At 43.1% G+C, this 26,626-nt stretch carries 25 protein-coding genes and 2 tRNA genes; 7 read left to right on the top strand and 20 right to left on the bottom strand.

Annotated elements, in window-relative coordinates:
• Positions 1–156 precede the first annotated feature (156 nt).
• A tRNA-Arg gene (locus K2Y18_06330) sits at positions 157–233 on the bottom strand.
• 130 nt (positions 234–363) lie between these two features.
• Between K2Y18_06330 and K2Y18_06325 the strand changes: the two genes are divergently transcribed.
• Genes K2Y18_06325 through K2Y18_06315 form a run of 3 tightly spaced genes read left to right on the top strand, consistent with a single transcriptional unit; the run spans position 364 to position 2,123 of the window.
• Positions 364–552 carry a zinc-finger domain-containing protein gene (locus K2Y18_06325; GenBank protein MBX9805351.1) on the top strand — a complete coding sequence of 63 codons (189 nt, stop codon included), beginning with the start codon at positions 364–366 and terminating at the stop codon, positions 550–552.
• Positions 552–1,355 carry an ABC transporter permease gene (locus K2Y18_06320; GenBank protein MBX9805350.1) on the top strand — a complete coding sequence of 268 codons (804 nt, stop codon included), beginning with the start codon at positions 552–554 and terminating at the stop codon, positions 1,353–1,355. Before K2Y18_06325 ends, K2Y18_06320 begins: the two co-directional genes overlap by 1 nt.
• A gap of 3 nt (positions 1,356–1,358) precedes the next feature.
• A complete protein-coding gene (locus tag K2Y18_06315; protein MBX9805349.1) occupies positions 1,359–2,123 on the top strand; it encodes an ATP-binding cassette domain-containing protein in 765 nt (254 codons plus the stop codon).
• 38 nt (positions 2,124–2,161) lie between these two features.
• Here K2Y18_06315 and K2Y18_06310 read toward each other — a convergent pair whose 3' ends face one another.
• The gene (locus K2Y18_06310; GenBank protein MBX9805348.1) at positions 2,162–2,623 is read right to left on the bottom strand and encodes a hypothetical protein; all 462 of its coding nucleotides are present in this window, start codon (positions 2,621–2,623) and stop codon (positions 2,162–2,164) included.
• A 39-nt stretch (positions 2,624–2,662) separates the two neighbouring features.
• On the bottom strand, positions 2,663–3,616 hold the full coding sequence (gene trxB, locus K2Y18_06305) for a thioredoxin-disulfide reductase (GenBank protein ID MBX9805347.1): 954 nt from the start codon (positions 3,614–3,616) through the stop codon (positions 2,663–2,665).
• A gap of 124 nt (positions 3,617–3,740) precedes the next feature.
• Here trxB and K2Y18_06300 point away from each other — a divergent pair.
• Positions 3,741–3,816 (top strand) — tRNA-Thr (locus K2Y18_06300).
• A 114-nt stretch (positions 3,817–3,930) separates the two neighbouring features.
• Here the strand turns inward: K2Y18_06300 and K2Y18_06295 are convergent.
• The 5 genes from K2Y18_06295 to K2Y18_06275 are packed head-to-tail and all read right to left on the bottom strand — an operon-like array spanning position 3,931 to position 8,192.
• Complete coding sequence (locus K2Y18_06295; protein MBX9805346.1) at positions 3,931–4,428, bottom strand: hypothetical protein; 498 nt, start codon at positions 4,426–4,428, stop codon at positions 3,931–3,933.
• A gap of 55 nt (positions 4,429–4,483) precedes the next feature.
• The gene (locus K2Y18_06290) at positions 4,484–4,984 is read right to left on the bottom strand and encodes a VENN motif pre-toxin domain-containing protein (protein MBX9805345.1); all 501 of its coding nucleotides are present in this window, start codon (positions 4,982–4,984) and stop codon (positions 4,484–4,486) included.
• 17 nt (positions 4,985–5,001) lie between these two features.
• On the bottom strand, positions 5,002–5,493 hold the full coding sequence (locus tag K2Y18_06285; protein ID MBX9805344.1) for an immunity protein 39: 492 nt from the start codon (positions 5,491–5,493) through the stop codon (positions 5,002–5,004).
• Positions 5,493–6,068, bottom strand: coding sequence for a hypothetical protein (locus K2Y18_06280; protein MBX9805343.1), 576 nt, complete (start codon positions 6,066–6,068; stop codon positions 5,493–5,495). Before K2Y18_06280 ends, K2Y18_06285 begins: the two co-directional genes overlap by 1 nt.
• 18 nt (positions 6,069–6,086) lie before the next feature.
• Complete coding sequence (locus K2Y18_06275; GenBank protein MBX9805342.1) at positions 6,087–8,192, bottom strand: DUF637 domain-containing protein; 2,106 nt, start codon at positions 8,190–8,192, stop codon at positions 6,087–6,089.
• A gap of 681 nt (positions 8,193–8,873) precedes the next feature.
• Here K2Y18_06275 and umuD (K2Y18_06270) point away from each other — a divergent pair.
• The 3 genes from umuD (K2Y18_06270) (at position 8,874) to umuD (K2Y18_06260) (ending at position 10,559) form a co-directional block, all read left to right on the top strand.
• A complete protein-coding gene (gene umuD, locus K2Y18_06270) occupies positions 8,874–9,530 on the top strand; it encodes a translesion error-prone DNA polymerase V autoproteolytic subunit (protein MBX9805341.1) in 657 nt (218 codons plus the stop codon).
• A gap of 106 nt (positions 9,531–9,636) precedes the next feature.
• Positions 9,637–9,882 (top strand): hypothetical protein, encoded by a 246-nt coding sequence (locus K2Y18_06265; protein MBX9805340.1) that lies wholly within the window; start codon positions 9,637–9,639, stop codon positions 9,880–9,882.
• A gap of 89 nt (positions 9,883–9,971) precedes the next feature.
• Positions 9,972–10,559, top strand: a complete 588-nt coding sequence (gene umuD, locus K2Y18_06260) for a translesion error-prone DNA polymerase V autoproteolytic subunit (GenBank protein ID MBX9805339.1) — start codon at positions 9,972–9,974, stop codon at positions 10,557–10,559.
• Positions 10,560–10,856: 297 nt separating this feature from the next.
• Here the strand turns inward: umuD (K2Y18_06260) and K2Y18_06255 are convergent, their stop codons facing one another.
• From K2Y18_06255 to K2Y18_06200, 12 genes are all read right to left on the bottom strand, one after another.
• Entirely contained in the window at positions 10,857–11,204 is a 348-nt protein-coding gene (locus K2Y18_06255; GenBank protein ID MBX9805338.1) for an alkylphosphonate utilization protein, read from the bottom strand.
• A 939-nt stretch (positions 11,205–12,143) separates the two neighbouring features.
• Entirely contained in the window at positions 12,144–12,857 is a 714-nt protein-coding gene (locus K2Y18_06250) for a helix-turn-helix transcriptional regulator (GenBank protein ID MBX9805337.1), read from the bottom strand.
• Between the two features lie 317 nt (positions 12,858–13,174).
• On the bottom strand, positions 13,175–13,681 hold the full coding sequence (locus K2Y18_06245) for a hypothetical protein (GenBank protein ID MBX9805336.1): 507 nt from the start codon (positions 13,679–13,681) through the stop codon (positions 13,175–13,177).
• 176 nt (positions 13,682–13,857) lie between these two features.
• Positions 13,858–14,349 (bottom strand): hypothetical protein, encoded by a 492-nt coding sequence (locus tag K2Y18_06240; GenBank protein MBX9805335.1) that lies wholly within the window; start codon positions 14,347–14,349, stop codon positions 13,858–13,860.
• 9 nt (positions 14,350–14,358) lie between these two features.
• On the bottom strand, positions 14,359–20,436 hold the full coding sequence (locus K2Y18_06235) for a DUF637 domain-containing protein (GenBank protein MBX9805334.1): 6,078 nt from the start codon (positions 20,434–20,436) through the stop codon (positions 14,359–14,361).
• A gap of 67 nt (positions 20,437–20,503) precedes the next feature.
• Positions 20,504–21,316 (bottom strand): hypothetical protein, encoded by an 813-nt coding sequence (locus K2Y18_06230; protein ID MBX9805333.1) that lies wholly within the window; start codon positions 21,314–21,316, stop codon positions 20,504–20,506.
• The gene (locus K2Y18_06225) at positions 21,313–22,287 is read right to left on the bottom strand and encodes a hypothetical protein (protein ID MBX9805332.1); all 975 of its coding nucleotides are present in this window, start codon (positions 22,285–22,287) and stop codon (positions 21,313–21,315) included. The genes K2Y18_06230 and K2Y18_06225 overlap by 4 nt, the downstream gene beginning before the upstream one ends.
• On the bottom strand, positions 22,284–23,255 hold the full coding sequence (locus K2Y18_06220; protein ID MBX9805331.1) for a hypothetical protein: 972 nt from the start codon (positions 23,253–23,255) through the stop codon (positions 22,284–22,286). Before K2Y18_06220 ends, K2Y18_06225 begins: the two co-directional genes overlap by 4 nt.
• 68 nt (positions 23,256–23,323) lie before the next feature.
• The gene (locus K2Y18_06215; protein MBX9805330.1) at positions 23,324–24,277 is read right to left on the bottom strand and encodes a hypothetical protein; all 954 of its coding nucleotides are present in this window, start codon (positions 24,275–24,277) and stop codon (positions 23,324–23,326) included.
• Positions 24,278–24,330: 53 nt separating this feature from the next.
• Positions 24,331–25,275 carry a hypothetical protein gene (locus K2Y18_06210; GenBank protein MBX9805329.1) on the bottom strand — a complete coding sequence of 315 codons (945 nt, stop codon included), beginning with the start codon at positions 25,273–25,275 and terminating at the stop codon, positions 24,331–24,333.
• Positions 25,276–25,292: 17 nt separating this feature from the next.
• Positions 25,293–26,285: a hypothetical protein gene (locus K2Y18_06205; protein MBX9805328.1), complete on the bottom strand. Its 993-nt coding sequence runs from the start codon at positions 26,283–26,285 to the stop codon at positions 25,293–25,295.
• 17 nt (positions 26,286–26,302) lie between these two features.
• A partial coding sequence (locus K2Y18_06200; GenBank protein ID MBX9805327.1) for a hypothetical protein occupies positions 26,303–26,626 on the bottom strand: 324 nt, incomplete at its 5' end.

Genomic DNA, 26,626 nt, shown 5'->3' with positions numbered 1-26,626 from the left:
ATTACCGCATATCGCTGTGCTCATGCGTTGCCTTCGCTGCGCTTCGGCCCGAACTTTATGACGTTCTCATCCCTTATGGTCACGCTTATAAAGAAAAATCCTTACGGTCAAGATACGCTGTGCTTTTGCTCTTGACCGTAAGGATTTTTCTTTATGTGGCGCACCCGAGACGATTCGAACGTCCGGCCTTTGCCTTCGGAGGGCAACGCTCTATCCATCTGAGCTACGGGTGCATTAGGGCATTTTTGTCATTTCGGACATCTTGCAACTTGACTCCTGTTTATATACTGTAAATTTAGGGTGTTGCCAAAGCATTATTTTGGTTGGCGCGGTGAAAATGAGGGATGATGAAGAGTTAAACCAATGCCAGAGTCAGGAATACGAAAGCAAGGGCAAGAGATTATCCGGGTGGAAACGACAAACGTAAGTTGTGACGGCACCGGAACTGACGGCGAGGCAGGTCATCCGTTGGTTTACTTGGCGATGGGCGAGGAGGGGCACGTGACGTGCCCATACTGTAGTCGACAATTTGTTTTGGTGGAGCATCCATGATGGAGTCAATTTTAAAGAGATTGAATGTGCTTGAGTGTTTGAGAACAATTGGGCGTCTGTTCATTGTCTTCTTAATGAACGCAGGCCGGCTCGGCATCTTTTTTGGCACGGCCGTGAGTCATATTTTTCGGGGTCCCTTTTATTGGCGCCAGTTGGGGAATCAGTTTTTTCACATCGGTTATCTCTCCTTGCCCGTCGTGGGTTTGACCGCAATCTTTACCGGTATGGTTTTGGCATTGCAAAGTCATACAAGCTTCGCGCGCTTTAATGCAGAAGGCGCCGTTGCGACGGTGGTTGTTCTGTCCATGACCCGTGAGTTGGGGCCCGTTTTGGCAGGCCTAATGGTGGCGGGACGCATTGGCGCCGCGATGGCGGCAGAGATAGGTACTATGCGGGTGACAGAACAAATCGATGCGTTGACCACTTTGTCTACCAATCCTTTCAAATATCTTGTCGTTCCACGCCTAGTGGCTGGCGTGGTGATGTTGCCCCTGTTGGTGCTGATCGCGGACATCATTGGCGTGTTCGGGGGCTATTTGGTGAGCATTTATAAGCTTGGATTTAATCCCGCCAACTACTTAACCCAAACCGCTAAATACCTTGAGTATGAAGATGTAACCTCCGGTCTTATTAAGGCCGGTGCCTTTGGTTTAATCATTTCCTTGATGGGCTGTTACCACGGGTATCAATCCCAGCGCGGCGCAGCTGGCGTGGGTCGAGCAACCACCAGTGCTGTGGTGTCAGCGTCGATCCTGATCTTGTTCATGAACTATGCATTAACCTCTATTTTGTTTTCGAAATAAACCATGAAACTCCCCTCTAAAATTCGCGTTCGTGGCCTTAAAAAATCCTTCGCCGGCAAGGTTGTGCTTGATGGGATTGACCTTGACCTTCATCCAGGCGAATCGTTTGTGGTGATTGGGGGATCTGGGACGGGCAAGTCTGTCCTCATCAAGTGTATCTTGGGGCTCATTCAACCAGATTCCGGGAGCATTCACATTGATGGACAAGAGATTGTGGGGCTTTCATATACCGCCCAACAACGCGCGCTTGATAAATTTGGGATGCTGTTCCAAGGGGGCGCGTTGTTTGACAGCATGACCGTGTGGGAAAACGTGGCGTTTGCGCTAACCCATGGTCATGGGATGAACTCTGAGGTGGCAAAGAATATTGCCCTGGAAAAGCTTCACGCGGTCGATTTAGATGAGTCCGCTGCCTATATTTATCCCGCAGAGTTATCGGGGGGGATGCAAAAGCGCGTGGCACTGGCGCGGGCGATTGCAGCGAATCCAGAAGTGATCTTCTTTGACGAGCCCACCACCGGTCTCGATCCCATCGTGAGTGGTACCATCAACAAACTGATTATCGATAGCGTTCGCCGCATTGGGGCGAGCGCGTTGACCATCACACATGACATTGCCTCTTTGCGCAAAATTGCCGATCGCGTCGGCCTTTTGTGCAATGGCAAGCTGATTTGGGTTGGGACGGTAAAGGAAATGGATGCCACCAAAAACCCATATGTTGTCCAGTTCATCAACGGTCGCCCCAACGGGCCGTTTACGGCGCTTTAAATGTTGAAAATCCTAAATTAAATCCTAAGGAGTGTCTCTTATTTCTTTTTAGGTGCCAACTCTTTAATCCGTAAAATATCATTCCTATCAGCGAAATCCTCACCTTTCAGTACTTCTCTGATACATAGCTCAAGAATAATTTTTTCTAAACGCTCGATATAAACACCATCTAGTTCCGCAGTTTGTTTCATAGTTGCACCGTGCATAATCCATCTACAATAGCATTCATAACTTGCGGCTCTACCCTCAACAGTTGAGTACCCGCCAGATACTAGATTGTCTTTATTCTTATGAATCAGCGATAATCGTGCTTTTTGTTCTGAGGTCAAGGGTCGATCGGCTTCCATCGCAGGATAATTTATCATGCGCCCATTTGGTACGAATTCTATATATTTTGCAAAGGGATTCGTTCGATCTCTTTTTATTGGCTCCTCCATAGCTAGTGAATTTCCATAAAGAACAGCCCACACAAGTAACAATAATAAATATTTATATCTCATAACTCTTTACTCCTCTTTTACAGTTGCTATTCATTTTAACTAATGATTCAAAAACCGCTCCGCTTCCATGGCAGCCATGCACCCCTGACCTGCTGCCGTGACCGCTTGGCGGAAGACTTTCTCTTGAACATCGCCTGCGGCAAATACCCCTGGTATTTTGGTGGCGGTGCTGTTGGGCTCAACCAGGAGGTACCCTTCGCTGTCCGTGGGCAGGTGATCCCGGAAAACCTCGCTCATGGGTGTGTGACCAATCGCTACGAATAAGCCGTCCGCGGGGAGTTCGGATAAAGCACCGGTCTGGGTATCTTTGAGGCGCAAAGAGGTCACGGACAAAGGGGCTTCAGTGCCCATGATCTCATCGATCGCGGCATTCCAGATAATGGAGACTTTCGGATTGCGGAACAAACGATCCTGGGCGATTTTCTCGGCCCGCAAACTATCGCGGCGATGAATCAAGGTGACGTGTTCGGCGTGATTGGTTAAGAAGAGGGCCTCTTCAACAGCCGTGTTGCCGCCACCCACAATTGCCACGCGCTTACCACGAAAGAAAAAGCCATCACAGGTGGCGCAGGCAGAGACGCCAAAGCCGCGGAACTTTTCCTCCGACGGAATCCCAAGCCACTTGGCTTGCGCGCCTGTAGCGATGATCACCGTGTCGGCGAGGTAGCGGGTGCCACTGTCGCCCCAGCATTGGAAGGGTCGGGCGCTAAAGTCGACTTTAGCGATCATATCGTCAACCATTTCCGTGCCCACGTGTTCCGCTTGGCCGCGCATCTGATCCATGAGCCACGGGCCTTGAATCGTTTCCGCAAAGCCGGGGTAGTTTTCAACGTCTGTGGTGATCATCAACTGGCCGCCGGGCTGAATGCCTAAGACTTGCATGGGCTTGAGGTTGGCGCGCGCCGCATAAATGGCAGCCGTGTAGCCGGCGGGGCCGCCGCCAATGATCAAACATTTTGTCTCTTTTGTGGGGGAATCGGATGCTGTGCTCATGGTGTCCTCGTTGAAAAGATGTGTTCCTTATTCCCCACAATCTCTCACCTCAGCATATTTTTCAACTAGGAAAGCGAAAAGTGGTAGAAATAAGATTCAAAAGCTGTTAGAAATTTCTAATGGCGCCGGCTTAGCTCAGCTGGTAGAGCAACTGATTTGTAATCAGTAGGTCGCGGGTTCGACTCCTGCAGCCGGCACCATTGTTTCCCTAGTGTTCTTCAGGGGGACTCATTAGCACAAGATTTTCAAGTCACCAGCAGGAGTGTTTTTGAGAGTGTTTGTTGTCCGTGACGGAGGGTAAACTATTATACGAATTAGTTCTGGATAGGAGTCCAATTATAGGTGTCAAGCCTATTTACTATATCTTTTTTAAGTTCTCTGCTTTCCTTTCGCATTTCACTTACTTCTTTAGCTATAACGAAAAATATTGCCAAACCCAATTCTTTAGACCCATTTGGACTTAAATATCCCTTATTCATAGCATGCCGAGAATTATTCATATCACGTTCAAAATACAATTGAAGTTGTTCTAAAGTGACCTTTATATTTTTAAGGTCATCAATAAGGTTAGTGTCTGTTTCTTTTTGTATTTCAGTTACAATCTTATCAATTAACGCTCTGACCTGAATTGCCATCATATCATGCTTAATTATAGTGTCTTGAGAGAGATCTGCCTTGTAGCCCCGAACCTTTGTTGAGACCTCCTTAAGTTCGCCCAATGTGATAAAAATTTGAGGTTCAAAGGCTGTAGAATCTACAACAACAAAGGAGTTGCACCATAGGACAAATATAAATGATAAGATTGCCTTCATGATAAAGATCCTCGCTAATTCTGTAAAAATGTAGTTTGGATGAAAGAGACCATGGTTACTTAGGACCTTCGCCTACCTTTTGGCAAGGAAAAGCCTCAGCTACGCTCGAATTTACGCCTTCAAGCGCTGGCAAATGTAGAAATTCAGGGTGATTTGAGCCCCAATTAATAAATATTTTTATCATTTGTCCCAAAGTCACTTTCGGTGGAATACATACTTTTTTTCGGAGGGGATAATATAAATGTTCTCTCGTTATCGTTCCATCAATCGCGACTTTTTGAAGGGCTGCCTTTGCGCCTTCCTTTTTATAAGTCTGATAGATCTCATAGACTTCATAGATCGCCAACCCAGCGCCCACGGCCATCAGGATGGCATTATTCTCAACAGCATTGGTGGCTGTGAAAGCAGCTGTCCAAGTATCCTGTCCGAGGAGAGCTGCCACGGTTGCAGCACTTATGGAATCAACCAGGGCGCTGATGCTCCCGTTCTTGAGGCTTGATCTTATTAATTTAAGTACTGAGGTATCTGAAATTATAATCTGAAGTTTTTGTGTCAAGTCTAAACGATAAATAGCTAATGTAAAAGTGGGAGAGATGCCTTATATCGTTGGGCTAACAATTCTGGAAAATCATCCATGGCAGGATCCCATTCAGGAAATTTTCCCAAGCGACTTCTGCGCTCTAAAAGACCTTGTATCTTAAGATTATATTTTCTCCCCGCGTGAATGAGAGAATCTAATGTAGCTATCTCCAATAAATCTTTCAGCAATAGAGGATCTGTTTCGTCAGCTGTTAATAAGACACGAATGTCGAGTTCTAACGCTAGTGGCAATTCTCCGTATTTCTTATTGATACGTTGGTAATGGGGGGCTGTTTCGTTTTTTAGCCCGTATCTAAATATTAGGCCGATCCATAGAAATGGTGTATTCTTTATATATTCTGTATGGATCATGAGAGTTTCAGTAGAGTTCATAATTTGCCCCATAATCTCCAAATCATGAGGCATGCTAGCTCCTACCAAATCCACACTACCTAAAACAATTTTTCTACTATGTTTGGATTGCATTAATGCAAAGTACTGTTTTCAGGAGAAATGGATTCTTTGATTAAAGAGCTTAATAATGCATAAAATGCCTCAGACCATTTTTGACCAAGAATAATAAGCTCATACGTCCAACCTGGCCCGTTATCGCTCTCGTAATAATCCACCATTATTCCATTTTTTAAGTCTTCATCAATAATAAACAAACTGTTTCCATCAATTTCCAATAAAACAGGTGCATTTTCAAAAAACAGGGGTGTATTTATTTGCAATAAACCTATATTTTCGTAATGGCTAAAACATAAATTTCCCCCAAACTGTTGAGGTGATATTGTGAGTTGTTTAAATATTTTTTTTAATATTAAGTTGCTATCTTGGTTTTCTAGCTTAAACACATGGCGGGCCTTTTCATTTTTAAACAGCATAAAGAATTTTTCGTTTAAAATGTCTCTCTGTTCTAATGAAGTGAAATATAATTCAGGTATGCTGGTTGCTTCTATAAGTCTCTTGTGTATTTTTTCTAGGTCAGTTTTTCCTCGATTCTTTCGCAATAATAGGTTTATATATTCTGGTTTATTATCAGGATTTTGCTCATTCATAACCACATTTTCTCCTTGTTATTTGCTATTATATTCAACTTTTACCTTGTCATTTTCAACGCGCAGCCTACCGAGTGGGTCCATTCGTTCAGGTGCTTTTGCTTTCCCAGCTTCCCAATGAGGACTATGCCCAACAACTCGATCCGTTGTTTGATCTGTTACTACTCTCTTTTGCGCCCCACTCATTGAAGTAGGAACCTCATATTCATACTGATAACCTGCATCTGTTTTAAACTGTCTTGAAGGCTGTTGGCTAGTTGGAATACCATCTTTTCTCATAGCTTCTCTTCGTGCTTGGCTCTTGTTAAGGATTGCTTCTTTAGGTTTTAGGATTGCTAATTTAGATAAACAATCGTGTCGCCTAGACACGCTCGCCAAATCCAGGGCATCCAGATTTGTCGACCTTCCAGCAGCCTTTCCTGACTTTGCTGCTTTTTCCAGTTTTTGGGTAACCTTCAAGGCAACTTTGTTGATTATCTTGGCACCTGTCTTGCCGACGCCTTTGACAGCTCCCCCTACATAAGGCATACAGGTCACGCTTGCCTCCCTGGCAAGGTCAAGATAGGTGACTCTTTCGCCCCTATGAAGTTTCCGAGCGATATCTCCCCCAGGAACAAAGCCGATAGTGGTTTCTTCCACAAAAGTGTCAGGATCGTTCCATATACCCTCAGCCTCTTCAACGACTGCCTCGACGAAGGCTTCCCGAACAGCTTCCCGGGTTTCATCGGGCAAGCTTCCGATCTCTGGCCAAGGATCACCTGCAAAGTTGTTCTCCAACGCATTCGTAGCGGTGGCGATTGCAGCAGCGGGATGATGTTCGGAGGCGGCGATGACACTGGCGGCGACGAGGCGTGCGGTGTCCATATAAGGACGCAATTTCTGTTGATAAGCGGTCTCTTTATAACCAGGAGTTGATTCTGGAATCCCCGCCTCTTTCATCTCCTTCAAGACGTCGCGCTGAAGTTGGGTACGATCGACCAATGATTCAGCCACAACTTCCGCGATCACGGCGCCAAGGCCGCCCGTTACGGCACCGGCGAGAGGATTGTCCCGATCCAGGGCCGCCCCCATGGCGGCTCCCAATCCAAAGTGGGCAACTTTGTGGGTGAAGGGAGACAGTGGATCTGTTTTGGATGCGGCGGCTTCCCCAATGTTTTGAGCAAGCACGCCACTGATGGAATCAACCAATGCGCTGATACCGCCATTTTTCAAGCATTCGCCAATGTCGCGTTTCTCTATGGCAGCGGAGACGCTCGCTTTCACGAGATTTTTGAAACCTTTGATCGCAAGGCGTTGCGTCAGGTTTAAGCCTGTCAGGGTGCCGCCGTCACCGACGAGTCCGGCAGTCGCCACAGCTTTCGCAAGTGACCAAAGTCCTTGGCTCGAGAAGAGGTCTTTCCCGGTTTGTGCCAAATCCCCATGACTTAAAAACGATGTGGCTGCCTGAGAACATAGGGTAGTAAATGCCGCAGAAGCCATGGCCATACCTCTCGTTGTGGCAACCATGGTGCCGCCCGTCTTACCGGTAACGGCGGAAGAGAAAAGCGAGCCTCCAACACCTGGCGTTGCAATCGTTACTGCCAATGCGACGACACATAACACTTCATTCGGGATGTGTTGGGTGTGGATCGCCCAGCTGGTTTGTCCTTGCTTTAGTTGATAGGTGGTCTCGGCAAACTTGCCGATGATCTCGGTTCTGTTTTTGTCCCACAGAACGGAATCGAGTTGAATCACCCCATCATCAATCTTTCGGATGATTTTGTTGACCAATAACCGACACGGTTGCATGACTTCCTGCCAAGATTCACATCCGACGTCTGTTTTAGCCAATGGACTTTCCGTCACACTTTGCTGGCGATTGCTTAAGATTTGCAAAGTAGGGCCGAACTTAATTCCCTTTTTGGTGTTGTCATTGATCACTTGGCCAACAAAGTCCGTGCCACCGGCCGTCATCTCACCAACATTAAAATTTTGTTGGGGAGCACTAAATTCTGTTGAAGTGGCTGAAGCCGATTGAGACAGTGTCGTTGTTGTGGTGTCTGAACCTAAGCTGCTGTGTTCGGTTATTTTTTGTGTTGCTGTTGACAGCAATAACAGCGTCTGACGTAAGACTTCGACCTTCATAAGTTAAAGCTTTTCCTGCGGTTTCTTTGGCCGCACTGAGATGTAACCCTTTTTCCGCTTTGCTAACGATGTATCTCCCCGCCTTTCTTGTGTTGGAAACTCTGGATATCATTGAGAATATGTAAGGGAAATCGAATAAAAATAAATAAAGAAATTATGATCAATCATTGTTTATTCTGTTTTTATTTCGCTTAGCATTGCAACTTTATTCTATAACCGGCTTTTCTTGAAGGTAGGGGGAGGGGGGTATAAAATAAAAATTGAACATAACCCCATGCACTCGGAGAAAAATGTGATGAAAACGAGGGGATCACATTTATATGCTTAAAGACCGTCTCAAAACAAGATCCTGTTGAAATTGCTCCTGCTGCTCTTGGACTTGACGTTCGTGTTGTAGTTGGTCTTTGTTTCAGGTGTATCTTCTTGGGGCTTTTCTAGTTGGATTCCCTACGAGATCATTTTATAAACCGTAATAGAAATTTTAGCAGAGTGCGGAGAAGCTTGCTTATTTGAGTCCATCTTTTAAATCAGCTTAGCCCAAGCAACTCTCCTAAATATATGTTTTTTATAAAATTCCTTAAAATTTCAGAAAGAACATCTAGGGCAAACTTTTTTGTAGACACACATATTATTTTGCTGCTATGAATTATGTACACATATCAAAAAACAGTGGGAAATAGGTTGGTTAAAATGTATAAGAGTGATTCAATTAGGCATTGGGACTGTTCCCTACCTACAGGCAAAGGGGGATTATCTTCTCAAGAAGTATCTTCTCGATGTTTACCAAATCTAGATATACTTCAAAAATTACGAAGTTCCATAAATCGAGGAAACCAAACATATAGAGCCCAAACATCGAGAGCAAAGAGCTCAAGTTTCTTTGGCTCAATTATATGCACCAAGCTTAAAGTGCCTTATTTTGAACATGGCGTCTCTGCTGGATACCCATCTCCTGCTGATGATCCCTTTTTAAGGCACTTAGATATAAGCAAGTATTTAATCAAGCACCCTAAGTCCGTCTACTACTTTAAGGTAACGGGATATTCCATGGTTAATGCTGGAATAAATCATAAAGATTTGCTCGTGGTGGATATCGCTCTTAAACCTAAGCATCGAGATATCGTCATTGCAATAGTTAGTGGAGAATTCAAATTAAAACGGCTTTTCATAGAAGAGGGAAAGACGATCCTCTTATCTGCAAATCCCGAATATGGCCCAATTACTATTACTAAAGAAATGAATTTTTTTGTTCAGGGAGTTGTTACAACGGTAATCCGTACTTTCAATCCTCTCCCTTATGACAACCATTTTAGGGACGTAACTTATCCACAATTGTAGGGGAAAAATCTGAGGATAATTACTTGGATAGGGTCCCCATAATATGTTTAAGTACGCGGCTAAAAACTAGGCAAACTTGAGAATTACAAATATGAAAGGAGTTATTATGAATAAGTTTATAAAGATTTTGATCACAGGATTAGCTTTTTCTGGTTGTACGCCTCCTCCAATTATTGAGGGGGAGATCATATCTACTAGGGAAATAGATCATGTTACATTGGAACATTTAATTAAAACAGATAGCTTTCAAATCCCATACTATGTTCTGAGAACAACTAAAGGTTCTCTTAAGAAGGGTGAAAGAATAACCATAGATATGCAGGTTAATTCAAGGGATCAAATTGCTTACTAAGGAAAGCTATGGACAAGTGATCGTTTATTTCTTATGATAACTGTACGATATTCTATACATAAAGATTATTAGTTGTTTTGGAGATGGGAATGGGAAGAGGTGGGTCGCGTCCTGGGGCAGGAAGAAAAGTTAATTCCGGAATCTTCGGGGAAAAAACAGTTGCTAAAAGAATTCCTATTTCTCTTGTGGATGACGTTGAGAAATTTATTCATTCTCTAAAGGGTAAGACAAATAAAAACCGATTTAAGTTTGAGCCTATGTTGCAAGAATGGGGACCAATAAACTCAAGCAATCTTAATTTGCCTCTTTTCGAGAGCCGTGTATCAGCAGGCTTTCCATCTCCTGCTGATGATCGTGAAGAAGATTCCTTAGATTTAAATCAACACCTTATTCAGCACCCTGCCGCTACATTTTTCGTAAGAGCTTCAGGCGAATCTATGATAAATGCTGGAATAAATAATAATGACATTCTAATTGTTGACCGCTCTCTCGAACCAAAACATGGCGATATCATTATCGCAGCTCTTAATGGAGAACTTACGGTTAAGCGACTTCACCTCAAGGGAAAAATGGTTACCCTTATGCCTGATAACCCTGATTATCCTGCCATAGAGATCACTGAAGAAATAAATTTCCTTATTTGGGGCGTTGTTACCTCTGTTGTACATCAGTATTAGTTCAGGAATTTTATCGTTGATCTTTGGACATCGGCAATCCCTATGCATTTTGTGTGGCCTTCTATTAAAATCTTTAGGATTTAACAAAGTTATAGTACATCCCAAAAAACTAGGGAATCATCCTGAATTAACTGTATATGAAGCAATAAATTGATTTTCTGGACCTGTTATTGGGGGGCAGACCAGTTCTCTTAACTCTATCTCTATGTACTTAGCTGCAATGGCGCTTGCCCCATACCCCGCATCATTTCGCATACTACCACTATCTATAGTCTTAAATTCGGGAGTCTCGCATTTTTAATCCGTCACTTTCTTCACAAATTCGGATTTTAGTCCCATAGCACCTATGCCAGGGATTTTGCAATCAATGTCATGATCTCCCCCCACAATCCGAATATTCTTAACCTTTGTTCCAACTTTAACCACAGAAGAAGATCCCTTCATTTTTAGATCCTTGATGACAGTTACCGTATCGCCATCCTTGAGTTCAGCACCATTGGCATCACGAACTATCCGAACTGTATTTTCTTCGATATCCGCATCGTCTTTTGACCATTCGTGGCCGCACTCCGGGCAGTTATACAGGCCTCGATCCTCATAGCCGTAGCTTGAATTACATTTAGGGCAGTTAGGTATGTTGCTCATGAATAGATGCTCCAATTATAATTTGAAAAACTTGAGTGGGGTTGTTAAAATATAATGAAGATTCGAAAATAACCAGAATTGGTGCCCATATTGATTTATTCATGGTATTCTTAAATTTAACATTGAACTAAGTTGATCTCGTATCATTAAGTTAGATTTAAGCCGCGCTGTCAAGTGCAGTATTAGTTGCAAATTCAAACCATTATTGATTTTCCTCTTTGATCTTTATCCTCCATAAGCAACTTTTGAGATTAACTCAGTACGAAGTCCCCATAAGTGTGTTACAAGATACTTTTCATAGAGTAGTGGAAGTAACTCATGCATCTATGACTGATGATGACAAGGAGTTTCTTCTCTCTTTCAAAGCTGGGCAGCCTAAGTGGCTTCTAATTCCCTGTGCACAGGAAATGCTACTCCCTGCAATAAAATGGAAGTTGCGCAATATAGCTAAGTTGGACATCGACAAGCACCGCTCTGTCTTGAGGGAGCACGAGAAGAAACTTTCATAGCCCGCACTTACAAGAGCCTAGCTTCATATATGTACCCAAATATTACCTCTTGGAGAGAATGGAAATTTTGCTTTCATAAAAGTACTTGTAAGCAATTGATAAAAAACATAAAACACATAAGTAAGTGACAGTTTTGTAATCAGTAGGTCGCGGGTTCGACTCCTGCAGCCGGCACCACAGCTGTCCTAGCTCTTTGGGAAACTTCAAAATGCGCCTTAAAAATTTCCGGAAGCATATCGGAAGCAGTTGGTGAGAATTAGACATCTTAAAATTTGTGCAAACAAGCCCATTTTGATCATCGCTACACTCTGATTGACAATTTTGGGTCAAGAAAAAGATCTAAAGCTTTATCTTCCTTAGTTTCATGGAGAAGCGAGGCAGATTTTATCCTACTTCGTCGCCTCATGCCTAAGCCTTGATCGTGTTTCTTTTAAATGTACTGACGCAATTCATAGGAAAGTTGAGAGCGCGTTTTAGCCTCGAATTTCGATTTTAAGGTATTTATATACTCTTCTACAGTGCGGTGAGAAATATTTAGGGATTTCGCAATCTCTTTTGTTGTCAGACCTTCTATCATTAAAACGCCACACTCGCGTTGTCGGGGTGTTAGAGGGGCAAATTTACTTGTCATTTTAATGCTACTGCTCGGCAAAATAAATCTGTGATGAGAAAGATACTCAATAACAGGATGTAAATTTTGATAAAACGCCTTTATGAATTCAGAAAATAGTTCCTTTCGATTGATATAAAAATTATTGATTTCTGTGTTGCCTGGTTCGGATGCAAACACAAAGAAATCACAATAATCTTCGTGTTGTTGAGTGATTGTTAAACCATGAGCAATATGATGGTGGTTCTGCATATAATTATAGATATAACGGGGATAATCTGGGGGAAGGTGGTCCCACAAATGAAAAGCAGACTCAAAGCTCTTTATTTCCTTTTCAAAATACCCATGTCGATATAATTCTTGGGGATAGTAAACCTTTTGAAAATGATCATTTCCTGAAATAAGAAATTGTTCTCTATTCGGGTAGCACCGTCTAAATGTTAAAAGTTTAATATTTGCCCTCGAAGTTATAGGACTTAAAATTGGATCAAGCCTATCCTGATAAGAGAAATAGTTAAAACGACTAATATCCATAACATCTTCTCTAAAGTATCGCTCAAATAAAATGAAGCACCCAGATTATGGCACAACTTGGTTGCTAAAAGCAAGGCTGACATTAACATCATGTTTTGAAGATGAATTAATTAAAGGTACACCATCTTCCTAAGCGATTGGGGCAAAAAAGCCACTATCCGTCCTGATCTCTCTATGAAGTTTTCAATCTTACAGGCATATTTCTAGGTGCCTAGGGATTATCCAACATTATGACCGACTTTTTGAAATTCATGAGCTTGAGAGAGTGGCTGACGGGTTTATGGACAAGATAATTCACTAAGGAATCTGGAATATGATTAATCAGATAACATTCTTTGGGCTACTTCCTTAAAATCGGTATTTTCAAGGATTTTAAGGATATTTACTTTGCACTTTAGACCTAAATTGACAGGTAAAGCTAGCAATGTTAGATATGCCTGGGCTTCAGTGCAACCTGTATTAACTTGAGACGCCATCCACTCAAGATCTTCATTTTCATATTGCGAACGGTAACGTGTAAATGTAAATCTTACAATGGCAAGGAGGAACTGCGTCATTGTTTCTGTTAGTGGTGCCTTTGTTTCGGCTAATGCTTTCCAAAGTCCTAGAAAGAGATCGTTAATATGACTATCTGGAGCCAAAAGAGTTTTATCTATAAGTTGTTCTAGCCCCAAACTGGACCATGCTGGTATCCATTCTTGATTAGATTTTAGCATTACGCCTGTTGGATTGAAGCAAAGTAATTGCTCACAGACTTTTTCTATGCGCTTTATTTCAGACTCAGACCTCTTTGTAGTTTCATTTTCTAAATTTTTTCTAATCATGAACAAGTATCCTAATAATTGTTTCTGGAGATAATTTGCCTGAGCTTACGCGGTTAATGATTTCTGCAGTACGATGATGCCCATCTGTCAAAGATAAACTTCTAAGGATGACTTCGAAAAGGATCAAATTAAAAAAGAGTTAACATCCTATAAATAGGAAGGATAGAATAACATCATCACTCCTGTCGTGAACCCCTACTGTAGCTTTTTAAAAACTGCCACCATAAAAACACATCCTTTCTTACGCCATTTTCACCATGCGTATAGAGAATCGCCAGATCAACTACTCTATTTTGTAGATGAATATGTAGAACTAAATCATCTTCTTTATTTTTTGGCCCCTCAATCTCTAGAATTTCTTTGAAATATATTTTCTCACAGGTGAATTTTGAACATAGGTTTAATGCTCGGTCAGTAATAACTAGATTATCCCAAATTGTGACCTCAGGAGGGATACTATCAAAAACTCTTGTACCAAACATATTTTCATAAACACCTATCAAGTATTCCTGTTGTTCCAGTTGAACTGGGTAGTGAATTTTTGCATACTCGGAGTCAAAATAGGTCGTATCAGGCAACAGACTATGATAGTTTTTAGCAAACCTAGCAAGACAGCGATAAGCTCTGCTTCGAACAGGGGGAATTTCTTTTTCAACTTCAACTTTCATGGTGACTTCTCATCTCAAAGGAATCGTTATAATCTCATTTGCGCCCATAGTCCGTGCATTATAGTGTTTCTGCACAAAGGACAATAAATCTGTATTAGCAATAGTGCCTTCAATCTTTAACGTATTTGCACCATGTTCCTGTGCGCTTTTTACAAAGTTTCTCACCACTGCTCTAGGATTACCACCCACAGATACTATATTGTCGATTCGAATGGTGTAGGTTTTGGTATTACTCTCGAAACGAACTGAACCTTGAAGTTCTTTGAGAACACCCCCTCGGTATTTTCCAAGATCTTCTTTAGTTATTGCCCTTTCAAATGAGGTGGTTTGTTTTTCCTGACTCTTTGGAGACCCACGCTTCGGCTCCCAATCTTCCGGTGGCGGTGCTCCCGAAGCAGCGCTGCTTGCTGTATTACCCTCAACTGCATTTGAAGAATCGTCATTTTCGAGAAAGTGTTTGATATGCTTTGCTCGAGCTTCCCCATTTATCTTTTGGTCAACAGCAGCAATAGCAAGTAAAGCCACAAGTCCATAGTATGCTGGATAGGCAACCATAACAAAGTTGTTCTCTAAAGCATTCGTTGCAGCAGTAATTGCAACGGAAGGATCGTGTCCCATTCCAGCAATAGCACTCGCGACCACAAGACGGGTGACATCAATATAGGGCCTCAACTGTTGTTGATAGGCACTATTAAAGGACTCAAATGTGATTGGACGTCCTTCGCGATCCATTTTCTTTAGCACTTCGATCTGAAGTTGCTCGCGATCCACCAACGTTTCACCCACAACTTCTGCCATCATGGCGGCCGTACCAGCTATCAGAGCACTTGTGAGGGGATTGTCTCGATCCTTTGCAGCACCAATAGCAGCCCCGAGACCAAAGTGAAGGACTTTATGTTCTACGGGATGTAGGGAACCCGCGGCCTCACCAATGCATTGAGCAAGAGAGCCGCTAATGGAATCAACCAAGGCATTGATGCCGCCATCCTTCAACAGTTCCCCAATGTTGCGATTTTCTATGGCAGAAGATACACCTGCTCGAACAGTAGATCGAACGCTATTAGCCACGAGGCGTTGAGAAAATGATAGACCGGCCTGTGAGCCCCCGCTGCCAACGAGTCCAGTTGTAACTACGTCAGCCAAGAGTGATTTTAAGCTGGCAGTACTCGCGAGGCTTTTTGCAGCCTTTCCTAAATCTCCTTCGTTGGCTAACAGGGCAAGGGCGGCTTGGGAGCATACGGATGTAAAGGCAGTGGCTGTCATGCCGGAAACAACCGTGGCAGTTACTCCCGTCATCCCACTTGCCATCATGGCACCCAAATGAGAAGCGGCCCCGTTTGTAGCAATTGTCACGGCAAGGGCAACGACAGCAGCGAGCGCTTTTGTTGGACCCTGAACGGTTTTTGCATCAACGTGATGAAGCTCATCGACAATACTGTGGGTTATTTTTCCGCCTTCGATTTCGATTCTTTTGATGATATCTGATGTTTGCCCACGAACAGATTCAACAATCACTTCCTTTGAATGAATTTCATAAACAGCAGTAGATGTTGGCTGTGTAAAAGTGTTGTGTTTTTCATTGCGATACCCGTGCTTTTGCCAGAAAGCGTTCGAACTTTCCACAGTCCGCGAAGATGAATACTGATTTGTTCCCAACAGAATTCTCACAACACCATCGACAGTTGTTAAAATTGTTTTAGGGACCCGGCTTGTAACATTAGTGAGGGTAATGTCGCCTCCAGAAGTAATTTCAGTCGGCTCTGTCCCTGTAATGCAGGCGCCTTTAGAACAGGCAGAGATACTGCTTCCATGAACCGTTTTTGATTGTTTGAAGAGATCCCCTTCTTTGTGAGATTTGAATTCATTTTCGCGGATATAGTGAACTTCGTGAAGATGGACACCATTTTGACTCAATAATGTTGTCTTTTGTGCTTCTATTTTAGGGGCATAAAGTTCTTGGCTACCTTCTTTTGCTAATGAAGTGAACGTACCCCCCGCCTTATGTTGGGAGACATCTTGATGGGTATACTTGTGCCTTGAATAATCCTTATCGCTTCGCCAAACAGATTGTGACTCAAGAGATAACGGAGCATCAACGATACTGTGCCCAGCTACAAACCGTGTATTTTTTCCGGATTTCGTTTCAACCCCTTTAAGAAGGATGTGCCTTCCTGTTATGATGCTTGTGTCTTGTCCAGCTGCCGTACGACAGGCAACCTTCTGATCTGCATAGTTCTCACCATTCCCAGTCCGAACGGCGATAGATTCAAGAACAGCATCCAGACCGGCTTCAACTTCAAGATTGCCCTTTTCAGCTAATAATTCAGAGGCTGTTGCCTTAACACTCCCTTCTTCCGCTTTTATCTTCATGTCTTTAGTCGCCCTTACCAGAGCGCGATAAAATCTGATGTCATCCTTCTTAGCAAGGAGGGAGAGACTTCTTGCCATCAATGACTTTGCAACCTCAATTCCCGTTTCGGATTCGAGGTCAATAGCACCCAAACTACTCAAAGATTCTTGAATATCTACTTTATTAACAGCAAGGGCGATATTAGGACGCCATTCGGTTGGCTGATCGATGGTAAGCGTTTCTTTTTTGGCATCAAAGCGAACGCTTTGGCAATGCACCAAGTCGTGAGCAAGCTTGATAATCCCCTTAATGCCATTATGATATTTTTGAAGATGGATGTCCGCAACGTCTGTCGTTATCAGCGCCGGGTTCAGTTTGGCTTTATCAGCCTTTAGAGTAAAGTGATCTTGCGAATTTACCGTTAAACCCCTGAGGTCAGCTTTACCTCCTCTTGTTACGACTGAGGATTCATCAGCCTCAAGGGAACTCTCGGTTGCGGTTACATTCTTAGTAAGAATATCAAAAACATTGGCCATGATATGGGCTTGATGAAGTCTTAAATCCCTGTCGAAACGTAAAAGTCCTAAATTGGTTTTATATGTGCCTTGTATCTCACCTTCGCCCCCTTCAATGATAAGTGTATTAAAGGGCTCGTCACCTTCATGTTTTAAGCCATTAATTTTAACCGTTTTCGCCTTGAGGTGAACGTTATCTTCTTTTATTGTAACGGGTTCAAAAAAATTAAAGGCCTGTTGATCCTTGCTTGTTCGAATACTATCGATCCTCACCGAACTCCCTTGGGCTACGGTTGTTGTATGATTTGCGGCCAAAGAACCTATGCTGGTTTTCCCTCCAATGACAAGATTCCCCACCTCTTGAACGATATTTGCTTGACTCGCATCCACATTCACCAAGGAATGAACGCCCTTCTTCTTTCCCCCTGATTCTTGAGCTCCGGGACCAGCGCTCAAGGTTAAACTCGACCCATGTGTTCTGATGGTTGCTCCTTTTGCCTGTAAGTCATCAGACCTCAAATGAGAAGGGGCAGTATTGGACCAAGTTGCTTTTTCAAGGGCAGCAAAACGGGCTTCAAGGTCATAGGCGGTGGTGTCTACATCATTGACAAGAAGGGCCCCAAGTTTGCCCTCCAATATACCGGTTGTAATTGGGACAGAGGATCTTAAGACTGAGCCTTCAACATATATTCCCTCACTAAATCCGCTAAAAGCCGCCTTTGCCCCAGGTTTATTTTTAAGAGGTTGCTTCGTGATACTATTCACAAAAACAGTTTTAGATTTGGCAAGCAATTGTTTACCGGATGCTTGGGCATGGATACTAATGTTGGTGGGATTTATGACAACTACTTTTTCTTGAGCTTTTATTCTTGAAGATTTGGGAAGCTCTAATGAAGAACTCTTTTGATCATCAATAATGACATTAATCCCCACGACCCGGATTTTTTTATCTTTAGGAAGCTTGACCGCACTCCCTTGCAAAAGAACATTTCCTTTGGGAGAAACTAAATTTGCGCCAACCTCAATGGAGGATTCACTCGTGGCTGTAGTGTTCATTTTTATGCCATGTTGTGCTTTTATGGGGGTTATTACATCGACCTTATCCCCATTAATCGTTAGACGCCCTCCCAACCGAAACTCTTTCGCGTTTGTTCTTTTGTCTTCAAGGGTAATTTTTCCCATCGATCGTAAAGTAAGGTTGGAAAGATCCTCCCCCCATTTAAAGTCGAAAGGGCGAGGCGTATAAGCATCGAGAGTTGCATTGTGAACCCCCAACTGACCTTGTCCGGTGAGTTTGTGGGATTTAAAAAAGATATCCGGAGTTTTAAGAGAGCCGTTAAACTGAATTTTCCCTTCGTGGGGATCGAAGAATAATCCAATGCTATGAAGTGCATAAAGATCAACACCCTCAGCGACATCGAGGCCTTTTCCATTAACCTTGATGAAGCCACCAATCGATTGCCATTTTGTATCAGCCTTTTTTAGGGTTAAATCGGTTGCTTGGGCATTTACAGTGATAGGTCCATTTGCTCTCAAGGATTGTTCCCAATTTACGGCTCCCGTTTGACTTTTTGAAAATTTTGTTTGAATATCTTTTTCACTTTGAATAGAACCTTCAATACGAGAGTTGGTCTTAAAATAGCCTGGCGTATAAAATGAAGATACAGACAGTGCACTGTGAACTGTGCCCTTATTATCTTCTATAAACAGATGAGGATGTATACCTCCAGCATTCCTCAATACCGTAAAGTTTCCGTCATTATGCACGGTGAGTTTTCCGAGCTGAAATAACCCCTCAATTTGGGTTGACCCATGATTCACCAACTTCTGTTGAGCGGGGTGTGAGGGCGAAAGGACGGGAACGACCATCCGTCCCGTTTCTAAAATACCTTTAGCTCCAACAGTAATGGTTGCTTGCGTTGAGAATTCATAATCAGGATTGGTATAGTCCTGGTTTTTCAATAGGCTTCCATCAACGGTCAACTCTTCAGTGTCCATTCCCACACTATTGCCAAAAATAAATACACCATCCTTTTGAAGAGAGACCTTCTTGCTATGCTGAACGGCTATGGGGCCTTGAACATCATATATACCCAATATATCGATAGATCCACGGGGGTTTGTTCCTTCATTGTTGAAAGAAACCTTAAATCCATCTTTTCCAATTGAGGAGATCCCCGAGAAGTCTTGCGTATATATATTTATTAAATAGTCTCTTATGTCGATAAGAGGATTTGACATAATCGTCGCAACAGAAACGGGGTCCTGTTCAAAAGAAATATGAGATTCTCCTGGACTGTTGACACTTGTCTCGAACCCCTTCGTATCAAAATAAGCCCCAACTTTAGTTTTTGTTACTTGTGGGCTTTCTGAAGCAAGATTTAGAGTTGTGGCGCCTGTTGTATAAACGAGCCCATCCCAAGAAAATGGTGTCGTCGTCGAGTTTGATTTTACGTGGAGAAAGCCACTTTCGCTGGTTGTTCCTTTCTGATCAGGTGCAAGGGCGTGATAGCCACTGACGAGCACAGCTCGGATTGTATTGATGTTGTTAAGAATCAAACCATTCGAGGCAACATATCCTTCTAGCGAAAAATCCTGATCACTCAAATTCTCTAGGGCAAGAGTATCATCACTTAATAATGCCCCCAAATTTTCTAGAACTTTCGTTACCCCAATGTTCCAAGTAAATTGCGGAATAGGTGTTGGCGCAGCTGCCAGGGTTACAAAATTGATTTCCCCTTCATTCTTGAGGGATTGAATTGTGAGATTGAGCTGAGATAGGGGGTTCAGCCCATCACGTGAAGCCTTAAAGGTGATAGAGCCATCATTATAAAGGGAACCCAGAACCAGAGAAGGGGTTTGATCATAAATCTGACAATACACATCCCCCGCATTGTAAAAGTTTGCATAGCGAGACAGGCTTGAAAAATAATCAAATCCAATAGTAAGTTCACTGCGATTGATGACCTGCCAAGGTTCTTGTTGAGGGCTATCGAGAGGCGCAGAAGACAGACGCTCCATCAACTTGGTAAAATCGTCATCTGTTTCTCGTAAAGGGGAATGAATAACGGCAATATGTGTCTCTTCATCATATTCCACAAAAGCTTGGGCGACACATATGAATTGATTAAACAAGAGCAGCAGAATGCATACCAGCCTCATCAAAAAACTCAAAAAACCTTGACGAAGAATGTTCAAACTACCACTCATATTTGCCTGCATTTTCGAAATCCTACTCTATTATCATATGTTACAAATTTCATTGACGTAATTTCAGCAACGCTCATTCTTACCCAAATATTTCCGCAGCAAGCCTACGTCGCTCTATGAGGGCTTCTTCTATATCCTCTGGTCTAATCGGTGCTTGGTCCTTTGCTTCTTGGTATTCTCTTTGAAACCTTTGTCTTACCCGCTCGGGTAACTCTAGAATTAATCGATTTGCCTCTTTGTCTTTTAGCTGGCCTGGTACAGGATCATAGTGGATCACACTTAGCCTCTTAGCATCCATTGCTAATTGACGTAGATGGGGGGTAACTCTCTGACTCACTTGGTTTTGCCATTCCTGAAAAAGTTCTTCTTTTGTAAAATGAGGGACTCGTGCTCTTAAGGCTTTGGCACCCTCAATTTCGTCTAGAGTCGGGGTCAGAAAGGGACCATCATTCCACACATTGCCCGGATTGGTACGCAGATGAATCATTGCTTCAAGATCTTCTTGAGTAAATGCAGTAATAGGGTGGTATGGCCACTTTAAATGAGTTAAATATTTAGCAAAATCAATAATATCCTTTGCTTTTAAGGGTTCTGTTGGGGTTTTTAACATGCTACGGCCCCAAAAATTACCCTGAAGAAAAGTTGTTGCTCTGCGAGTAAGTTCTTGATCTTGCAATCTGACACGCTCTTTATCCTCATCTTCTTTTTGTTTTTTTCTTTCAAGAGCCGCTCTTTTGGATTCCTCTCTTTGTTGTTTTAGTTTTGCTGCTTTTAGAACCATTTCGGGATCCAGTTTGAAACTTTGAGCTGCTTTTCCCTCAATTGTGGTCAGAAAAAGAATCCCGAGGCTTACGAACATCACTTGAATCATCTGTATTTTTTTCATCATCATTCTCCTCCTACATCCTCGTCAGCAAACACTTCTGCCGCAATCGCACGTACCTCTACAAGGGCTGCTTCCCAGTGGGCAGGGGTGATTTCAAATTTATCCTTGAATTGGTCATAATTCACTCGAAGAGCAGCATGGAGGAGTTGAGGCACTGCCTGAATCAACTGAGTCGCTTCAGCATCCTTCAATCGCGCGTTTTCTTCATCCAAATACAGTACAGCGCGCTTCTTTGAGTCTTCCGCTAGCCGTTGAAGCTGCGGCATAATCTCTTGCGTCACCTGGTTTTGCCATTCATGAAGAAGTTCCGCTTTGGTAAAGGTAGGTGCGCGGGCTCTTAAAGTCTTAGCTGCCCTAATTTCCTCACGCATCGGATTCAGAATGGGTTCATCCCAAACATTGCCCGGGTTGGTTCGCAAATGAACAGCTGCCTCAAGATCCTCTTGGGTGAAAGACACGAAAGGTAGTGCCAGTAAATATTTAGCAGCATCTATTTGATCGAGTTCTGGTGTCGGCAAATACCCCCCTAAGCGTCCCCGACCCGCATCATCCGTTTGAAGATAGACGGTAGCAGCAAGATCTTCAGAAGTGAAGTTTTTACGATCCTTCTTGAAAAGAATATGTCCGGCAGTCTTTTGGTGTGGATCAGGGATGAGCCCAAGATGGGCAAATACTTTACCTACCTCATAATTTTGCAGTATTTCTGGGACAGTTGCTTGTGGGTTTTCTTGCTTTGCAATAATATAATCTTTTGCACTTAAACCACTTCCCTTGAGTTGGTAATAATACTCATTCAACAATACCCGATTGCTCATTAAATATCGGGAAGTTTGAACATCTGCATCAATACCATACTTTGAGCAATAACGTAATGCGGCATTATTTAATGCTCTACATTCTGATGCTCTACATTCAGTAGGATAAAAAGCAGCAAGCAACAAGGCTAATACCAAACATTTTCTCTTCTTCATCATCATTCTCCTCCTTTATCCTCGTCAGCAAATACTTCTGCCGCAATCGCACGCACTTCCTCGAGGGCGGCCCCCAAGTGGGCATCTGTGATTACAAAATCTCGTTTGAGTTGATCATAATTCGCTCGAAGGGCAGCATGGAGAAGTGGTGGCACTGCTTCAATCAGCTGAGCTGCTTCTGCATCCATTAATTGCGCGCATTCTTCATCAAAATACAGTACAGCGCGCTTCTTTGATTCTTCCGCTAGACGTTGAAGCAGCGGCGTAATCTCTTGACTCACTTGACTTTGCCATTCTTGAAGAAGTTCAGCTTTTGTAAATTGAGGAGCGCGGGCTCTTAAAGTTTTAGCGGCTTGGATTTCCTCACGCATGGGATTCAGAATCGGTGCATCCCAAACATTACCAGGATTGGTTCGCAGATGAACAGCTGCCTCAAGATCCTCTTGAGTGAAAGACACGAGAGGAAGCGCTAGTAGGTATTTTGAGGTATCAATTTGATCAAGTGTGGGGGACAGCAAAAGCCCCCTTAAGCCCCCGCGACCCTCGTCATTCGTTTGAAGATAAACGGTAGCTATCAGGTCTTCGAGGGAGAAATTTTTTCTTTGCAGTCTGTAAAGGTAACGTCCTGCAGTGGATTGCGAGATATTGGGAACAGTAGCAAGTTGAGCAAATCGGTTATCAACTAAAAAATTATCACGCATATCCTGAATGGGTATTTGGGGATTGGCCTGTCTTGCGCCCACATATGTTCCAATAGGCATACCACTTTCTTGAACGAAGAGATACTCGTTCTGATATGTTCGACAATTACTACCAGACAACAAAAAGCTTGCTTGTTCATGCGTTGCATTATGTCCCCGAAACCCAGGCTGTTCATCAAGACAAGCTCTCCATACGGATTGCATTCCTTGACTTTCGCTATAAATTAAAGTCATGAATGCTAAACTAAGGAGTAATGTTCTTATTCCTCTCATCCTTTATCTCCTCTGTATTTTTCTAACAAGCACATTTCCCTTTCAATTAAACCAGAGTACCCGGTCACTTACCCAAACACCTCTGCCGCTATCTGACGCACCTCCGCAAGGGCTGCTTCCAAGTGGGCATCTGTGATTACAAAGTCTCGTTTGAGTTGATCATAATTCGCTCGAAGGGCAGCATGGAGGAGTTGAGGGACTGCTTGAATCAGCTGAGCTGCTTCGGCATCCTTCAATCTTGCCCTTTCCTCATCGAAATACAGTACAGCTCGTTTCTTTGAGGCTTCCGCCAGCAGGAGAAGTTTTGGCGTAATCTCATCAGTCACTTGTCTTTGCCATTCCTGAAGAAGTTCGGCTTTTGTATATTGAGGAGCACGGGCTCTTAAGGTCTTAGCGGCTTGAATTTCCTCACGCATCGGATTCAGAATCGGTTCATCCCAAACATTGCCCGGGTTGGTTCGCAGATGAACAGTTGCCTTAAGATCCTCTTGAGTGAAGGACACGAGAGGAAGTGCAAGTAGGTATTTTGAGGCATCAATTTGATCAATCGAAGGTGTTGGCAAAAGCGCCCCTAAGCCCCCGCGACCCTTGTCATTGGTCTGAAGATAAACGGTAGCTATGAGATCTTCGAGGGTGAACTCTTTGCGTGCTAACTGGAACAGATAGCGCCCTGCAGTTTTTTGAGAGAAGGTTGGATTCGAGCATAAATTGAGCAAATGCTTACCGAGTTTATAGTCTTTTTCGCCCGTCTCGAAATATCTTCTTATATCAACAATGGTTGTTTGAGGATATTCTAGTTTTGCTGTCATAAAATCTTTTGCACTCATCCCGCTTTCTCGAACATGATCACGGTACTCAAAGAACATTTGACAGTTGTTTTGCAACATCCAAGAAGCAGTATGGGCATCGGTATCAACACCCACTGAACGAAGAACAGCTACATCCATCGCACAACATTCTACTAAAAGGAATGCCTTCAGAGCTAAACTGAATCCTATAATTTGTGCTTTTTTTAATCTCATATATTTCCCCTAGTGAGCATAAGCTTATTTCATTCAAATAAGAGTCCTGAATCTCACCCAAACACTTCCGCCGCTATCCGACGCACTTCCACGAGAGTGGCTTCCCAGTGCGCATCTGTAATTACAAAGTCTCGTTTGAGTTGATCATAATTCGCTCGAAGGGCAGCATGGAGGAGTTGAGGCACTGCCTGAATCAGCTGAGCTGCTTCGGCATCCGTTAATTGCGCGTTTTCTTCATCGAAATATAGTACAGCGCGCTTTTTTGAGTCTATCGCTAGCCGTTGAAGCTGCGGCATAATCTCTTGCGTGACTTGGCTTTGCCATTCTTGAAGAAGCTCCGCTTTTGTAAAGGTAGGTGCACGGGCTATTAAAGTCTTAGCTGCCCTAATTTCCTCACGCATCGGATTCAGAATCGGTGCATCCCAAACATTACCAGGATTGGTTCGCAGATGAACAGCTGCCTCAAGATCCTCTTGAGTGAAAGACACGAGAGGAAGCGTTAGTAGGTATTTTGAGGTATTAATTTGATCAAGTGTGGGTGACGACAAAGGCGCCCCTAAACCCCCGCGACCCTCGTCATTCGTTTGAAGATAGACTGTAGCCGCAATATCTGTAGCTAAGAAATCATCTTTTTGAAGGGTACGTAGATAGCATGCTGATCTAGTTTGAGCTACTGTAGGCTCAGCAAATAGATTGTTCACCAAAAGACGATCGATAATGACATTTGCATCAGTTCCTGGAACGGCCGAATTGATTACCTCAACAAGTTTAGAAACGGTGATCTTTGGATTGTGAAAGTCCGAGCGAACTTTAGCAACGTGCAGAATTGGAAAATGTTGCATTAGAGTAGGCACTTCTGACATTTCTACATGTTTATTTAATATACCCCGAAGAACCAATCTATCCATTACTGAGTCTGCAGCATGACTTTCACTCGTAAAAAAAGAGATAGATACCAAACTTAACGCTAAGATCCGTATTCTTTTTAATTTCATCATTGTTCTCATCACGCTGTTTACCCAAACACTTCCGCCGCAATCTTTCGTCTCTCAACAAGGCCTGCTTCTAAGTCATCCTCTGTAATCGTTGACATCGCTTGCTCTTTAAGCAGTTCATACTCCTTTTGAAGCCCTTCCCTCAAGTTCATCGGCGCTGCCCTAATCAACCGATCGGCTTCTTTATCCTTGGCTTGAGAGCGCCCTTGTTCATAATGCCTGATACTCAACTTCTGTGAGGCTTCAGCGAGTTTCTGAAGTTTCGGCTTTATCTCAGCCGATACTTTACTTCCTTTATTCTTTTCCCGACGTTGGCATTCTTCATGAAGTTGCTCAGTTGTAAAGACATCAGCGCGAGCTTTCAATGATTTGGCGGCTTTAATTTCTTTAGCACTTGGAGCTAAGATGGTCGTTTTCAACGCATTACCTTGATTGGTCTGAAGATGAAGCGTTGCTTCAAGCTTCTTTCGGGTAATTTTAAGATTTAACTCAATTAAACGTTTAGCAGCATTGATCTCCTCTAACGAAGGCAGTAACAATGGCGGCTTTAGACGACCCTCATTGGTTTGAAGATAAACGGCAGCTTCAAGATCCCTTGCAGAAAATTTACTTCTTTGAAGTTGAATAAGATGAAGCCCAGCTCGTTCTTGATCTTTTGTCGGGGTGATCTGAAGCTGTTTAAATTGCTCGCAAAGAGTCGCCATATCCTTTGCACTCTTCGCATTCCTGGCATGTAAGTCTTCAATTATTTTCATTGCCTTTTCTTCTGGATGGGCTGTCATCCGTTTGTGAGCTTTGCGTTTATCCTTCTCAGGCAATGTACTCCATGAAGCACTTCCTTCTCTTAGAATATCAACCACTCGTGATCCGTCCATTTCCTTTGCTAAAGCTACTGGTGTGCCACTGGCAATCATAAAGCTACGGTTTATATTGTCTAATGTTTTAGCAATGGGTATCGCAAAAACAATAAACAATATTCCAAACACCAAACTCTTTATTTTACCCATCATCATTTTCCTTCTCACGCTGTTTACCCAAACACTTCCGCCGCAATCTTTCGCCTCTCAACAAGTCCTGCCTCTATATCATCCTCTGTAATCGTTGACATTGCTTGTTCTTTAAGCAGTTCATATTCCTTTCGAAGCCCATCCCTCAAGCCCATAGGTGCTGCCCTAATCAACCGATCGGCTTCTTTATCCTTGGCTTGAGAGCGCCCTTGATCATAATGCCTGATACTCAATTTCTTTGAGGCTTCTGCGAGTTTCTGAAGTTTGGGTATTATTTGAGCCGACACTTTACTTCCTTTTTTCATTTTGCGACTTTGGCATTCTTGATGAAGCTGCTCAGTTGAAAA

This window comes from Alphaproteobacteria bacterium, assembly GCA_019746225.1.
In the GTDB taxonomy this organism is placed as follows: Bacteria; Pseudomonadota; Alphaproteobacteria; order Paracaedibacterales; family VGCI01; genus VGCI01.
This window is presented reverse-complemented; position numbering and strand designations above follow the sequence as displayed.